The following is a 12,000-nucleotide window of genomic DNA, read 5'->3' on the forward strand; positions in this document are numbered from 1 at the left end:
ATGGGGTTCTTCGTCTTCCTCCCGCTGATCCTGCCCCTCACGGCCTGGCCGATAGCGCGCCTCGCCGAACAGCACCTCCACCCCCGCACCGCGACCCGCCTGCTCACCGCGATGGCCGCGGTCATGGCCCTGTGCAGCACGGTCTGCCTGGCTCTTCTGATGGTCGTCGGAACGGCGCAACTCCCAGGTAACCCCCTGCCCGACGGCTGGTCCGACCCCGAGGTCCGCGCGGCCGTCCCCTACGACGAGTTCGCGGGCAAGGCCGCCATCCCCGCGCTCTTCGCCGTCGCCGGGGTCTGTGCCCGCACCGCCTGGCGCCACTTCCGCCTCCGCCGCCGCGCGCATCGAGCACTCGCCGGGCTTCCCTCCACAGAGGTAGCGGTACTACGGGACGACATCCCCTACGCGTACGCCCTTCCCGGCGCCCGCCGGGACCGCATCGTCGTCACCACGGCGCTCCTCGGCAGCCTCGACCCGGCCGAACGCCGGGCCCTCTTCGCGCACGAGCGCGCGCACCTCACCGCGCGGCACCACCGGTACCTGCTCACCGTCCAACTCGCCGCCCGCGCCAACCCGTTCCTGCGACCGCTCTCAACTGCCGTCTCCTATACGGCGGAACGCTGGGCGGACGAGGAGGCGGCGGCGGTGACCGGCAGCCGCCGTACGGTCGCGCGGGCGATCGGGAAAGCGGCGTTGCTGTCGCGTGGCGCACCGGTTCCGGCACTCGCCGGCTTTGCAGCGCCGGGCCCAATTCCCCGCCGGGTGGCGGCACTTCTGGGTCCCGAGCCGTCCGTTCGGCACTGGCCGTCCGTGTTCACGGGGGTGGGGCTCGCGGCGTGGGGAGCGGCGGCGGGGACGGCCGTATCGGCGATGTCGTCGGCGAACTCGGCGGTGACGATGTTCGTGATCCTGCACGCGGCCACGCCGTTGTGAGGTCGAGCGGGGTTACTCCAACTCCGTTGGGACGCAGGGCTGTTCGGCGTCGGTTGCCGTCGTGTCAGTGCCTCAGAGATCCGCCGGACCACATTCCCTCGCCGGGTGCAGGGTGAAGGTCGCCCACACGTGTTTCGTGTACGGGCCCGTCGCGTGGCCCCAGTCGCTGGCGAGGCGGTCGACGAGGATCAGGCCCCGGCCGCCCTCGTCCTCCAGGGTGACGGGGGTGAGGTGGGGGAGGTGGTCGCGGTCGGGGTCGGCGACGGTGAGGTGGAGGTGGTCGGGGGTGAGGCGGAGGGTGACCTCGACGCGGACGAGGGGGATTTTGCAGTGGGCGACGGAGTTGGTGACCAGTTCGTTGGCGGCGAGGGTCACGGCGTCGGCGAGGTCGGGGTCAACTCCCCAGTCGGCGAGGGCCTTTTGGATGCGGTGGCGGGCGGTGGGGACGTGGCGGCGGTGCTTGGGGATCTGGAAGGTGACGGTGTCGGGCATGGGGATTGCCTCCTGACGGCTCGCCAGTCAAGGGCCGTGGAACAACGGCCTGTTGCTGATGAGGCTAGGGGCGGATCGAGGACCGCCGCAATCAGAACTCATGAATGCATGCAGAGGTGTCACTCGATCGTGTGATGCTGGCCTTGGGTTGACGGAGCGTGTGGCATGGTGGCGGCGAGAGGGGAGGCAGACATGCCCGCAGGTGGACGGCCGACGGTGCGCAGCAGGCGACTTGGCGCGGCGCTGAAGAGGTATCGGCAGGCGGCGAAGCTGGATCAGCCGCAGGCTGCCGAGGTCATCGTCACAAGTCAGGCGCGGATAAGCCGATTTGAGACCGGGCATGCGACGCCGCGCGTCATCGAGGTGCGGTTGCTGCTGGACGCGTACGGGGTGGCCGACCCGGAAGTGCGGGCCAAGCTGGAGGAGTTGGCGAAGAACCCGAAGCCGAAAGGGTGGTGGACGGAGTATGCCGATCAGCTACGGCCGGACTACGTCGACTACATCGGGTTGGAGAACGACGCGACGTACATCCGCGAGTGGCAGCAGGTGCTGATCCCCGGGATCCTGCAAACGCCGGCCTACATGGACACGGTGTTCACCACGCTGCCCGGATTCGTGAGCCCCGAGCGCTCCGCCTACCTGACGGAGGCGCGCATCAAGCGGCAGGCCACGATCAGCGAGGGCGGAACGCGCTACTCCGCCGTCCTCTGGGAGTCGCTCATCAGGTACCCGATCGTCGGGCCTGAGGTCCACCGGGAACAACTCTCCGCGCTTCTCCAGGCTGGGAAGCGGAAGAACGTCACCATCCAGGTGCTCCCGTTCGGCGCCGGAGCCATTGCCGCGTCGCACGCCTTCTCGGCCTTCACCTTCGATGCCGAACCGGTTGTGGAAGCTGTGCACGTGGAGAACTTGTGGGGCAGTTCGATCCTTGAGGAACCTGAGGGGCTGGTCGCTTACAGCGACGCGTACGACCTACTACGATCGACGGCGCTATCACCCGAAGCGAGCGCGCGACTTATCCGGAGCGCGCTGCGAAGCGCCAAGGAAGACGGATCGTGATTGAGGTAGTCAGCCCTTTCTGGAAGTCGTCCTACACGATCGGCGAAGGCCAGTGCGTCGAGGTCGCCCTGACCGCCCCTTCCGGCCTCGTCGTTCGTGACAGCAAGCTCTCCGACGGCCCCCTCCTCACCACCTCCCGTGACACCTGGGCCTCCTTCCTCAGCCAGTTCGGCAACTGATACGGCGATATCCGGCCCCTCTCCGCACCTCTCGGAGAGGGGTCTCGGCGTTGCAGGCACGCCTCCAACTACCTTCCAGCGAACGGGAAGTGACGTACCGTCACCCCTGGTGCGGCCAGCGTGTGTTGATTCCTCCCTCCCCGACTCCTCCGCGTCGATATCCGGCCCCGCGACCCTGTTGAACCCATTGACAGGACTTGCACAGACTTTGGAGGCTTGCGTGGACATGCCACTGGATGGGGAGGGTGTCACGTGTTACGCAAACGCTGTAGATTCCTGCTCGCTGTCGGCGTCGCCTTCGGCCTCGCCTTCGCACCGTCGACGGTCGTCGCCGCCGAGGGCCACGCAACAACCGCTGCCTCGGGGGCCGTTGAACACCGGGTCTCACCCGGCGCCCAGGCGCTGACCGCGCAGTACTGGACGCCGGAGCGCATGGCGGCGGCCGTACCGCCGAAGGCCGTGGGGACGTCCGTACCGGACAGCGTCATCGAGGAAGCGATCGGTGGAGCGACGACGGGGTCAGAACCCGTCGCGGGTAAGGGAGTTCAGGTCAAGCCCGGCACGCCGAAGCTGAAGGTCACGGCGACTCAGGTCGTGGGCAAGGTCTTCTACCGCGGCTCCGACGGCATCGACTACGTCTGCTCCGGCTCCGCGGTCAACAGCACCAACAAGAACATGGTGTTCACGGCCGGGCACTGCGTCCACGGCGGTCCCGGTCAAGGCTGGGCCTCCAACTGGCAGTTCGTGCCGTACTACAACTACGGCAACCGGCCGTACGGGACCTGGTGGGCCGAGACGCTCGTCGCGTTCAACGGGTGGATCAACAGCGGGAACTTCGGCTACGACGTCGGCATCGTCATCACCTCGCCGAACTCCTCCGGTGAACTCGTCAACGCCGTGGGCGGGTTGGGGATCCAGTGGAACTACCCCAAGGACCGCTTCATGGTCGCGATGGGGTACCCGGCGGCCGGCGCGTTCGACGGGCAGTGGCAGTACTTCTGCTCGGCGACCACCTCGCAGCGCAGCTCCTCCGTCACCGACCAGATCAAGATGCCGTGCAACATGACCGGCGGCTCCAGCGGCGGGCCCTGGATCTTCGGCAAGGACGACAACGTCTACTACAGCGGGTACGTCAACGGCGTGAACAGCAACACCGAACGCCGCGACAACCCGACCGAGATGCGCTCGCCGTACTTCGCGACCTGGGTCGGCAACGCCTACAACACGTACTCTACCTACTGACGTCGACGCGCCAACCGGCGTCCGCCCCCTGGCGGACGTACGACGTGGAGGGGCCAACTCATGCCCGGATGCTTACGAGTTCGGCTCGCCGTCACCATCGGCGTGCTGGCCTGCACACTCGTCGCCTGCGGTACGGACGAGGGCGGCACCGGCACTCCGCCGACCGGCGGGCCGGAGACGGGAGCCGAGGCGACTCCGGGCACCGCCACGGGTGTTGACCCGAGCGCCGGTCCCGCTCAGAGCACCGGCTCCGGCGCCTCGTGCGACCCCTCCACGTCCACCACCTCGAAGCCCACGGGCACGCCGTCCGGCACGGCCCCCGGCGACAGTCAGACCCACACCCAGGACCCCGCCGACAACTGTGTCATCGACAGCGGGATTCCGAACACGCCGGTGGACCCGTGAGGGCTACGGTCCTCCGCCCGACGGCCGCCCTGCCCCTGGAGGTCCGGGGGCAGGGGTGCGACTTCTGAGCTACCCCTCGGGCGCCAGACCCCGTCATACCGGAGTCCGGCGCCCGATCGGCGTACCTCAGAGGTCGAACTCGTGCGGCGGCAGGTCGAGGGCGTAGCACGCCTCGCGGACCACCGCCTGCTCGTCCTTGTCGAAGTCGCCGTCGGCGCCGCCGATGACGATGCCGATCTGGATGACGGCGCGCGCCTCGGCCGGCTTCTTCTTCGCCTTGGAGATCTCCTGGAGCACGCTGACCTTGCCGAAGTCGAAGTCGGTGGTCAGCTTGTCGAGGTTGGCCTCGAAGCGCCGGCGCAGGTCGTCCGCCGGGAAGTTCTGCAACACCTCGTTGTTCGAGATGAGTTGGGCCACCCGCTGCCGCTCCGACGGGTCGATCCGGCCGTCCGCCGCCGCGACCAGCGCGCACATGGCCATGCTCGCGTCCCGGAACGCGCCGCTCTTGAGGTCGTTCTTCTTCGAGACCAGTTGCGTCTGCATCTGCGATGCGGAGTCCTTGATGCGGTCCCACAGAGCCATGAACACTCCCAATACCAGGGGCGTCCGCTCCGGCCGCCCTGCTGTTGACTGCCTATATCTTCTACAGGAACGTAGAAGTTGATGCGTCGGTTCCCAGCCGTGTCCTGTTTCTCGACCGCTTTCCGCCACCGTCCGATTCATTCAAGACTCCCGCACCGCCCGCTCGCTACGTTCGGCGGATGAACATCACCGACTCCCTCCACCTCGGCGTCCGCATCGCCCGTCCCGCTCCGGAGGTCTACGGCTACGTCGCCGACCCCACCCACCTTCCCGCCTGGGCCCACGGCCTCGGCGACACCGTCGAGAAGCTCGACGGCGAATGGGTCGCCCGGTCCGACCTCCTCGGCCGCGTCACCGTGACGTTCACCCCGGACAACGACCTCGGCGTCCTCGACCACTACGTGACCCTCCCCACGGGGGAGACCGTCCACAACCCCATCAGGGTGATCCCCTACGACGCCGAGACCTGCGAACTCGTCTTCACCCTCCGCCGCGGGCCAACCATGACCGACGCTGAGTTCGAACGGGACGCCGCGACGGTCACCGCGGACCTGAACCGCCTCAAGGCCCTACTGGAGAGGTAACCGTCTACCTCCTGAGTACGGGTACTCACGTCCCCGCCCGGCACCTCCCTCTATCGTGAGTGCGGCCCAGGACGGGGGACATGAGCATGCCGGAGGTACCCATGAGGAAGCGCGCCACGACGGCGGCCCTGATCGTCGCCATCGCGCTGGCACTCGCCGGCTGCGGCAAGGAGCACGCGACGGCGGGGGAGACCCCGGGTGTCTCCGATACCGGTAGTACCCCCAGTAGCCGTAATACCTCCGGCTCCCCCGAGCCCACCTCCCCTTCCGCCCCCACCCCCTCCGCCCCTCCCGCGTCCCCTTACGTCGAACCCGGAGCCGGCGACGGCGCCCCCCACTACCGCGAGAACAACGGCTTCCGCATCCCCGCCGACATGTCCCCCGCGAGCGCCGCCGACGCCCAGCGCGAAGCCGCCCGCATCGAACCCGTCCTCAAGCACCTCTGGCAGCAGAAGAAGTGGGACCCGGCGACCGTCCGCACCGCGATGCTCCAACTCGGCTACAAGGAAGAGCACTTCGACGCGAAGGGCCAGTCCCTCGGCGGCACGCTCCAGGTCAAGCCGATGGACTCGCGCTACGAGAACGGCGGATATGTCACCCCCGAGGGCGCCCGCGTCGGCCTGCGCGTCCACGACGACGCCTGCGTGACCGCGTTCGTCCAGAAGACCAACTACCAGGTGTCGACCAACGGCCCCTACCTGGAAGGCGGTTGCTTCGAGCCGCGCGGCGGCCACTGACACGCCCTAGTCGGCCTGCACCCCCGTGTTCTGGCACGCGTGCAGCAGCCACGCCCCGTCGTCCCGTCTGGTCATCACGTAGAGCGGGGCGCCCTCGGAGTCCCCCTCCGCCGTCCGGTACACCTGCCGCACCTTGACCGCGGCCACATCGGGCCGCAGGAACTGGATGTGCACCGGCCGGTAACTGACCTCGCCGCCCCCGCTGGAGCCGGGCAGCACGGACCGCGTGAACTCGGCGATCGTGTCGCGGCCGATGAGCACCTTGCCGTGCCCGGTCGTCCACAGCGCCTCCGGGTGGAACAGCGCGAGGAACCCCTCCACGTCCTCGGCGCGCTGGGTCCGCTCGACCTCGGCGACGACGCGCTCGATGGCCGCGACATCGGCCGCTTCGGTGACTGTCGTGTTCGCGGCTGCCGTGTTCGTGTCCGTCGTGTTCGTGTCCATGCGGCTCATCCTGGGACCTCAAGCAAAGTCGAGGTCAAGGGCAGGTAGTCGGCTCCCCGCCCGCGTACGTCGTACCTGAGAGGTAGTACTACCGTTTTGCCCGGAAGCAATACCTGAGAGGTACGACCCTGATGAGCGCCCTGCCCGCCGACACCCCCGGCCACCTCCTCGCCGCCTGGCAGCTCGACGTCCCGGCGCTGCTGCTGATCGTCGTGCTGGGCGGGGCGTACGGGTGGGGCGTGGCGCGGCTGCGGGGGCGCTGGCCCGTCGTCCGGACGCTCGCCTTCGTCGTCCTCGGCCTCGGCACGCTGCTCGTCGCCACGATGTCGGGACTAGCCGTGTACGACCACGTCCTGTTCTGGCCCGCCGCCGTCCAGAACATCCTGCTCGACCTCGTCGCACCGCTCGGCCTCGCGCTCGGGGACCCGCTGCGCCTGGCGGTCGAGGCGCTCCCGGAGCGGGCCGCCGGGCGGGTACGGCGTGCGGTGACCGGGCGGGTCGTACGGGCGCTCACCTTCCCCCTGGTCAGCACCGCCCTCGTCCTGCTCACCGAGCTGACCGTCTACTTCACGCCGTACTTCTCGACGGCCCTGCGCGACGGCTGGCTCCACGAGCTGATGTACCTCAACCTCCTCGCCGCCGGATGCCTCTTCGTCGTACCCGTCCTCACGAAGGAGGAGACCCTCCCGGCCTGGTGCACCCACCCCGTGCGGGCCGCGCTGGTCTTCCTCGACGGCGTCATCGACGCCGTGCCCGGCCTCGTCGTCATGACGCACGGGTCGCTCATCGCGGGCGCGTGGTACCTGAACCACCACCCGGACTGGGCGCCGAGCGTCCACTACGACCAGCAGCTCGGCGGCGGCGTCATGCTGAGCATCGCCGAACTCGTCGCGCTGCCCTTCCTGTTGGCGATCCTCGTGCAGTGGGCGCGCACGGAACGCGTCCAGGCGGCGGCGCTCGACCGCCGCCTCGACGAGGAGCACGCGGCCCGCGCCGCCCGCTCCCAGGACGCCGCGCGCGCCGCCGACGCCGGTGGCACCGGCCGCGCCGGTCAGCCCGGTAGCGCGGGTCACCCCGGTCACTCCGAAGAGCCAGACCGCGTACGCCCCTGGTGGGAGACCGAGCAGAACGAGGTCGCGTCCAGGATCCGCCGCCACCACGGGGACGACTGACCCACCAGGGGGTACCTGAGTACTACACGGGTACTACCTCAGGACGCCGCCCGCTGATCCGGCGGCACCTCACCTCGCTTCACCGTCTCCCCCTGTACGACCTGAGGCGTACCCTCACCCTCCTGGGTCACCCGGTTGTCCGACTCCTTCGCCGCCCGCGCCTCCGCCTTGAGGATCCGTGCCGACTTCCCCGCCGACCGCGCCAGCTCCGGCAGCTTCTTCGCCGCCAGCACCGCTATGACGACGATCAGGACGACCGCCAGCTCACTGATCCCGAACACGTCAGTCCTCGCCCTCGTCGTCGTCGCCCTCGAAGAAGTCGCCGACCTCGTCGACGACCTCCGCCGCGACCATCCCGCCGACGACACCGACCGCGAGCCCGGCGGCCCCGGCCGCGATCGCCGTCCCCACACCCGGCCCGGAACGCCGGTGCTCCTCGTGGCCGACGGCGCCGCCATGGTCGTACGACCCGTAGCTCCCGGGTACCCCCTGCCCGGCGTACCCCGTACCCCCGTACCCGTACGACCCGCGGTGCTCCGCTAGCTGCCGTACCCACCCCTCGACCTCGGCGTTCCAGTCGCGGACGTCCTGGTGGCCGATGACATGGCGGCTGAGGGTGTCCGAGGAGGAGTACCCCGCACGTTTGTCGGCCTCAAGTACTACCTCCACCCCGGTGGGGCCGGCCAGGAAGGTCACCTCGATCTCGTTGAAGGCGCCCGCGTACTGCGGGGACGGCGTGATCTCGATCTCCTGGTAGAAGGGGAGCCGCTGCCCGGTCCCGCCGATGCGTCCGTACTCCAGGTCGGCGGAGCGGAAGCCGAAGCCGAGCTGCCCGAACGCTTCGAGGACCGCCTCCTGCGCGGGCAGCGGGGTGACGGTGAGCTGGTCGAGGTCGCCCTTGTCCTTGGCGCCAGCGACGGCCAGCTCGGTCCGCACCCCGAGTACTACCCCTAGAGGCTGACCGTACAGTTCGGTGACCGGGGTCTCCCAGGGCAGCGTCAGGGTGAAGGGGACGCTACGGGTCTCGCCCTCGGCGAGCCGGAAGCCGCCGCCGACGACGGTCCGGTCGAAGACGACGACGCCGTCGCTCTCGCCCTCCTCGTGCTCCACCTCCACCCGGGCGACGAGTTCGAGCGTGAGGTGCTCGACGTCGAAGTCGGCGCTCCCGCCCTTGAGGTGGACCTGACCGGACAGAGCGCCGCCGGGGCGGACGGGGGCCGGGCCGAGGACCGTGTCGACCGTGGGGCCACCCACACCGAGCGAGCCGAGCAGTCGCTTGAACACCATCGTGGCGTCCACTCCTTCCTGAGAGCCTGTGTCGCATCCCCGGCCGGGCGCACGCCGCGATAGCACGCACCAGACGACGTGCGCTGATCCGACCGGGGATGCGACACAGGCTCTCACGAGCCTCCACGCGCGAGTTTTCTTCACACGTGAGCCTTCTACATTCGCGTAGAGGCAGCATAGGGTCGGTGGCGCGGGGTACGGCAGCGCTTCGCGCCCGCGTGCCGGGAACGGCCGAAAACGGTTGCCGCCCGGTTCCGGGCGCGCAGGTGGTGCCGGCCTCCCGGCGGGCACGGGAACCGGGTCTCGGCCACAATCGTTGCCAAGGTGAACGTTCGGAGTGAACGTTTCTTTGATCAAGGAGTGAACGCGTGTCCGCCAGATCGACGGACTCCCCGGGGCACAGTCCCCGACCATCCCGCTCAACCCTGAGTACTACGGGTCTCATAGACCGCGGCGCCCGGCGGGGTGGTGTCCGATGAGCGCCGCGGAAGCCTGGCTCGGCCTGCTGGCCGTCCTGGTCCTCACCCTGGGGACCGGATACTTCGTCGCCCAGGAGTTCGCGTACGTCTCCGTCGACCGGCTGGCTCTCGCGAGGGACGCCGAGAAGGGCGACCGGAGAGCCGGCCGCGCCCTGAAGGTGCTGGAACGCCTCTCCTTCATGCTCTCCGGCGCCCAGCTCGGCATCACCGTCACCGGTCTGATCGTCGGCTTCATCGCGGAACCCTCCGTCTCCGCGCTGCTGAAACCGCTTCTCACCGACGCCGGCGTCCCCGAGGGCGCGGTCGGCGGGATCTCGGTCGTCCTCGCCTTCGTCCTCGCGACCGTCGTCCAGATGGTCATCGGCGAGCTGGCGCCGAAGAACCTCGCCATCGCCGTGCCCGAACGGCTCGCGAAGGCGCTGGCCGGCTCGACCCTGACGTACCTGAAGGTCGTCGGCCCGCTGGTGCGCGTCTTCGACGGCGCCGCCAACCGGCTGCTGCGCAGGATCGGCATCGAACCGGTCGAGGAACTGCACCACGGCGCGACGCTGGAGGAGCTGGGCCACCTCATCGGAGAGTCCAGGGAACAGGGCGAGTTGCCCACCGCGACCGCCCAACTCCTCGACCACGCACTGGAGTTCTCCGAGCGCACCCTCGACGAGGTGATGGTGCCGCGCGCCGACGCCGTCTTCCTCCGCAAGGACGCGACGCTGACCGAGGCGGTCGAACTCATCGCGAAACACGGCCACTCGAACTATCCGGTGCTCGGCGACCACCCCGACGACGTCGCGGGGGTGCTGGGCGTGCGGGAGTTGATGGCGCTGCCCGCGGGGGACTTCGACAGGGTGAGCGCCGGTACGGTGGCCCGCCGCCCCCTGCTCCTGCCCGACACGCTCCCGCTGCCTGACGCCGTGGAACACATGCGCACGCAGGACGACGAGTTCGCGGTCGTCCTCGACGAACACGGCGGGGTCGCCGGCATCGTCACCTACGAGGACATCGCCGAGGAACTGGTCGGCGACATCGCCGACGAGAGCGACCGCATCACCGAGATCGCCGTGGCGGACGGGGACGGCTGGCTCGTCGACGCGGGCCGCCGCCTCGACGAGGTCGCCGAGGCCACCGGCGTCCACCTCCCCGAGGAGGACGACTACGACACCGTAGCGGGTCTGATCGTCGACCGGCTGGGCCGCTTCCCGACCGTCGGGGACAGCCTCAATCTCGTTCTCACGGACGGGAGTTCGGCCACGATCGACGTCCGTACGCTCGACCGGCACGTGCCCGAGCGGGTCCGCCTGGAGGTGCGGTCGTCATGAGCTTCCCCATGGCACTCTTCGTGACCCTGTTGCTGCTGGCCGGCAGCGGGTTCTTCGTCGCCGCCGAGTTCGCGCTCGTCGCGGCCAAGCGGCACCGCATGGAGAAGGCGGCCGCCGAGGGCAGACGCGGCGCCGGTGCGGCCCTGGCGGGCATGCGGGAACTGTCGTTGATGCTGGCGGGCGCCCAACTCGGCATCACCGTCTGCACGTTGGGACTCGGCTCGGTGTCGAAACCGGCGATCTCCCACGAACTCGACCCGCTCCTGCACGACTTGGGCCTGCCGAGCGCACTCAGCTACGGCGTCGCCTTCGCCGTCGCGATGATCGTGGTCGTCTTCCTGCACATGGTCGTCGGCGAAATGGCCCCGAAATCCTGGGCTATCGCGCACCCCGAGCGCTCGGCGATGCTGCTCTCCCCGATGTTCCGGGGCGTGGTGAAGACCGTCCGCCCCGTCATCCGCGCGCTCAACGCGCTGAGCAACGCGCTGGTCCGGCTCTGCCGGGTCACCCCGCGCGACGAGCTGGCGTCCGTCCACAACCGGGAGCAACTCGCCCATCTGGTCGAGGAGTCGGAGCGGCTCGGCCTGATCAGCAAGGACGACTCCGAACTGATCACCAACTCCCTGACGGAGCCTCAGGTCCCGGTGACGGAGCTCCAGGTGCCCGCCGCCCGCATCACCTCGGTCCCGGCCGACGCGGACGTCGAGCAGATCCTCGCCCTCACCACGGCCCACGACCGCAGCCGCCTGTTGGTCCGCGACGGCGACACGGTCGTCGGCTCGGTCCACGCCCGCGACGCCCTCGTCGCCCGCGCCCGCCACCGCACCACCACGGCCCGCGACCTCGCCCGCCCGGTCCCCGAACTCGCCCCCGAACACACCGTCGCCGAGGCGATCGAACAACTTCGCCGCCGCCGTTCCACCCTGGCGGTCGTCCGCGACCCACAGGGACGGCTCACCGGACTGGTCACCCTGGACGACCTGCTGGCCCGACTGATGCACCCGCAGGTCGGCTAGGTCGTTTCTGATGGCTCTTGGTTGGCTGGGTGGATCTCGTGGCCGGCCGGGCAGTTGCCTTGCATGGTGCGGC

Annotated in this window: 15 protein-coding genes; 10 read left to right on the plus strand and 5 right to left on the minus strand. The window is 69.5% G+C overall.

Annotation, left to right across the window (positions count from 1 at the left end):
* Complete coding sequence (locus ACLZOT_RS47055; RefSeq protein WP_416975443.1) at window positions 1–933, plus strand: M56 family metallopeptidase; 933 nt, start codon at window positions 1–3, stop codon at window positions 931–933.
* Between the two features lie 72 nt (window positions 934–1,005).
* Here ACLZOT_RS47055 and ACLZOT_RS47060 read toward each other — a convergent pair whose 3' ends face one another.
* Window positions 1,006–1,425, minus strand: coding sequence for an ATP-binding protein (locus ACLZOT_RS47060; protein ID WP_416975444.1), 420 nt, complete (start codon window positions 1,423–1,425; stop codon window positions 1,006–1,008).
* A gap of 192 nt (window positions 1,426–1,617) precedes the next feature.
* Here ACLZOT_RS47060 and ACLZOT_RS47065 point away from each other — a divergent pair, with 192 nt between their 5' ends.
* The 4 genes from ACLZOT_RS47065 (at window position 1,618) to ACLZOT_RS47080 (ending at window position 4,310) form a co-directional block, all read left to right on the plus strand.
* Entirely contained in the window at window positions 1,618–2,484 is an 867-nt protein-coding gene (locus tag ACLZOT_RS47065; RefSeq protein WP_416975445.1) for a helix-turn-helix domain-containing protein, read from the plus strand.
* The gene (locus ACLZOT_RS47070; protein ID WP_416975446.1) at window positions 2,481–2,663 is read left to right on the plus strand and encodes a DUF397 domain-containing protein; all 183 of its coding nucleotides are present in this window, start codon (window positions 2,481–2,483) and stop codon (window positions 2,661–2,663) included. The genes ACLZOT_RS47065 and ACLZOT_RS47070 overlap by 4 nt, the downstream gene beginning before the upstream one ends.
* A gap of 252 nt (window positions 2,664–2,915) precedes the next feature.
* On the plus strand, window positions 2,916–3,905 hold the full coding sequence (locus tag ACLZOT_RS47075) for a trypsin-like serine peptidase (protein WP_416975447.1): 990 nt from the start codon (window positions 2,916–2,918) through the stop codon (window positions 3,903–3,905).
* A 60-nt stretch (window positions 3,906–3,965) separates the two neighbouring features.
* On the plus strand, window positions 3,966–4,310 hold the full coding sequence (locus ACLZOT_RS47080) for a hypothetical protein (protein ID WP_416975448.1): 345 nt from the start codon (window positions 3,966–3,968) through the stop codon (window positions 4,308–4,310).
* A gap of 126 nt (window positions 4,311–4,436) precedes the next feature.
* Here the strand turns inward: ACLZOT_RS47080 and ACLZOT_RS47085 are convergent, their stop codons facing one another.
* Window positions 4,437–4,892 carry a tellurite resistance TerB family protein gene (locus ACLZOT_RS47085; RefSeq protein ID WP_416975449.1) on the minus strand — a complete coding sequence of 152 codons (456 nt, stop codon included), beginning with the start codon at window positions 4,890–4,892 and terminating at the stop codon, window positions 4,437–4,439.
* Between the two features lie 179 nt (window positions 4,893–5,071).
* Between ACLZOT_RS47085 and ACLZOT_RS47090 the strand changes: the two genes are divergently transcribed.
* Window positions 5,072–5,476 (plus strand): SRPBCC family protein, encoded by a 405-nt coding sequence (locus tag ACLZOT_RS47090; RefSeq protein ID WP_416975450.1) that lies wholly within the window; start codon window positions 5,072–5,074, stop codon window positions 5,474–5,476.
* 101 nt (window positions 5,477–5,577) lie between these two features.
* Window positions 5,578–6,213 carry a hypothetical protein gene (locus ACLZOT_RS47095; RefSeq protein ID WP_416975451.1) on the plus strand — a complete coding sequence of 212 codons (636 nt, stop codon included), beginning with the start codon at window positions 5,578–5,580 and terminating at the stop codon, window positions 6,211–6,213.
* A 6-nt stretch (window positions 6,214–6,219) separates the two neighbouring features.
* Here the strand turns inward: ACLZOT_RS47095 and ACLZOT_RS47100 are convergent, their stop codons facing one another.
* Window positions 6,220–6,657 carry an SgcJ/EcaC family oxidoreductase gene (locus tag ACLZOT_RS47100; RefSeq protein ID WP_416975452.1) on the minus strand — a complete coding sequence of 146 codons (438 nt, stop codon included), beginning with the start codon at window positions 6,655–6,657 and terminating at the stop codon, window positions 6,220–6,222.
* 131 nt (window positions 6,658–6,788) lie between these two features.
* Between ACLZOT_RS47100 and ACLZOT_RS47105 the strand changes: the two genes are divergently transcribed.
* Entirely contained in the window at window positions 6,789–7,829 is a 1,041-nt protein-coding gene (locus ACLZOT_RS47105; protein ID WP_416975453.1) for a cytochrome c oxidase assembly protein, read from the plus strand.
* Between the two features lie 38 nt (window positions 7,830–7,867).
* On the opposite strand, the gene ACLZOT_RS47110 is transcribed toward ACLZOT_RS47105, so the two are convergent.
* Entirely contained in the window at window positions 7,868–8,110 is a 243-nt protein-coding gene (locus ACLZOT_RS47110) for a twin-arginine translocase TatA/TatE family subunit (RefSeq protein ID WP_416975454.1), read from the minus strand.
* Between the two features lies 1 nt (window position 8,111).
* Window positions 8,112–9,116, minus strand: a complete 1,005-nt coding sequence (locus tag ACLZOT_RS47115; RefSeq protein WP_416975455.1) for a sporulation protein — start codon at window positions 9,114–9,116, stop codon at window positions 8,112–8,114.
* 475 nt (window positions 9,117–9,591) lie between these two features.
* On the opposite strand from ACLZOT_RS47115, the gene ACLZOT_RS47120 reads away from it, so the two are divergent.
* Both ACLZOT_RS47120 and ACLZOT_RS47125 read left to right on the plus strand, forming a co-directional pair.
* Complete coding sequence (locus ACLZOT_RS47120; RefSeq protein ID WP_416975456.1) at window positions 9,592–10,911, plus strand: hemolysin family protein; 1,320 nt, start codon at window positions 9,592–9,594, stop codon at window positions 10,909–10,911.
* Window positions 10,908–11,927 carry a hemolysin family protein gene (locus tag ACLZOT_RS47125; RefSeq protein ID WP_416975457.1) on the plus strand — a complete coding sequence of 340 codons (1,020 nt, stop codon included), beginning with the start codon at window positions 10,908–10,910 and terminating at the stop codon, window positions 11,925–11,927. Before ACLZOT_RS47120 ends, ACLZOT_RS47125 begins: the two co-directional genes overlap by 4 nt.
* Window positions 11,928–12,000 lie beyond the last annotated feature (73 nt).

This window comes from Streptomyces sp. 4F14, from assembly GCF_048159485.1.
GTDB lineage: Bacteria > Actinomycetota > Actinomycetes > Streptomycetales > Streptomycetaceae > Streptomyces.

What these genes read in the sequence shown, in the direction of transcription:
- ACLZOT_RS47055 (WP_416975443.1), top strand. Translation starts at nt 1, where the DNA reads ATGGGGTTCTTCGTCTTCCTCCCGCTGATCCTGCCCCTCACGGCCTGG.
- ACLZOT_RS47060 (WP_416975444.1), bottom strand. Translation starts at nt 1,425, where the DNA reads ATGCCCGACACCGTCACCTTCCAGATCCCCAAGCACCGCCGCCACGTC.
- ACLZOT_RS47065 (WP_416975445.1), top strand. Translation starts at nt 1,618, where the DNA reads ATGCCCGCAGGTGGACGGCCGACGGTGCGCAGCAGGCGACTTGGCGCG.
- ACLZOT_RS47080 (WP_416975448.1), top strand. Translation starts at nt 3,966, where the DNA reads ATGCCCGGATGCTTACGAGTTCGGCTCGCCGTCACCATCGGCGTGCTG.
- ACLZOT_RS47085 (WP_416975449.1), bottom strand. Translation starts at nt 4,892, where the DNA reads ATGGCTCTGTGGGACCGCATCAAGGACTCCGCATCGCAGATGCAGACG.
- ACLZOT_RS47090 (WP_416975450.1), top strand. Translation starts at nt 5,072, where the DNA reads ATGAACATCACCGACTCCCTCCACCTCGGCGTCCGCATCGCCCGTCCC.
- ACLZOT_RS47095 (WP_416975451.1), top strand. Translation starts at nt 5,578, where the DNA reads ATGAGGAAGCGCGCCACGACGGCGGCCCTGATCGTCGCCATCGCGCTG.
- ACLZOT_RS47100 (WP_416975452.1), bottom strand. Translation starts at nt 6,657, where the DNA reads ATGGACACGAACACGACGGACACGAACACGGCAGCCGCGAACACGACA.
- ACLZOT_RS47105 (WP_416975453.1), top strand. Translation starts at nt 6,789, where the DNA reads ATGAGCGCCCTGCCCGCCGACACCCCCGGCCACCTCCTCGCCGCCTGG.
- ACLZOT_RS47115 (WP_416975455.1), bottom strand. Translation starts at nt 9,116, where the DNA reads ATGGTGTTCAAGCGACTGCTCGGCTCGCTCGGTGTGGGTGGCCCCACG.
- ACLZOT_RS47120 (WP_416975456.1), top strand. Translation starts at nt 9,592, where the DNA reads ATGAGCGCCGCGGAAGCCTGGCTCGGCCTGCTGGCCGTCCTGGTCCTC.
- ACLZOT_RS47125 (WP_416975457.1), top strand. Translation starts at nt 10,908, where the DNA reads ATGAGCTTCCCCATGGCACTCTTCGTGACCCTGTTGCTGCTGGCCGGC.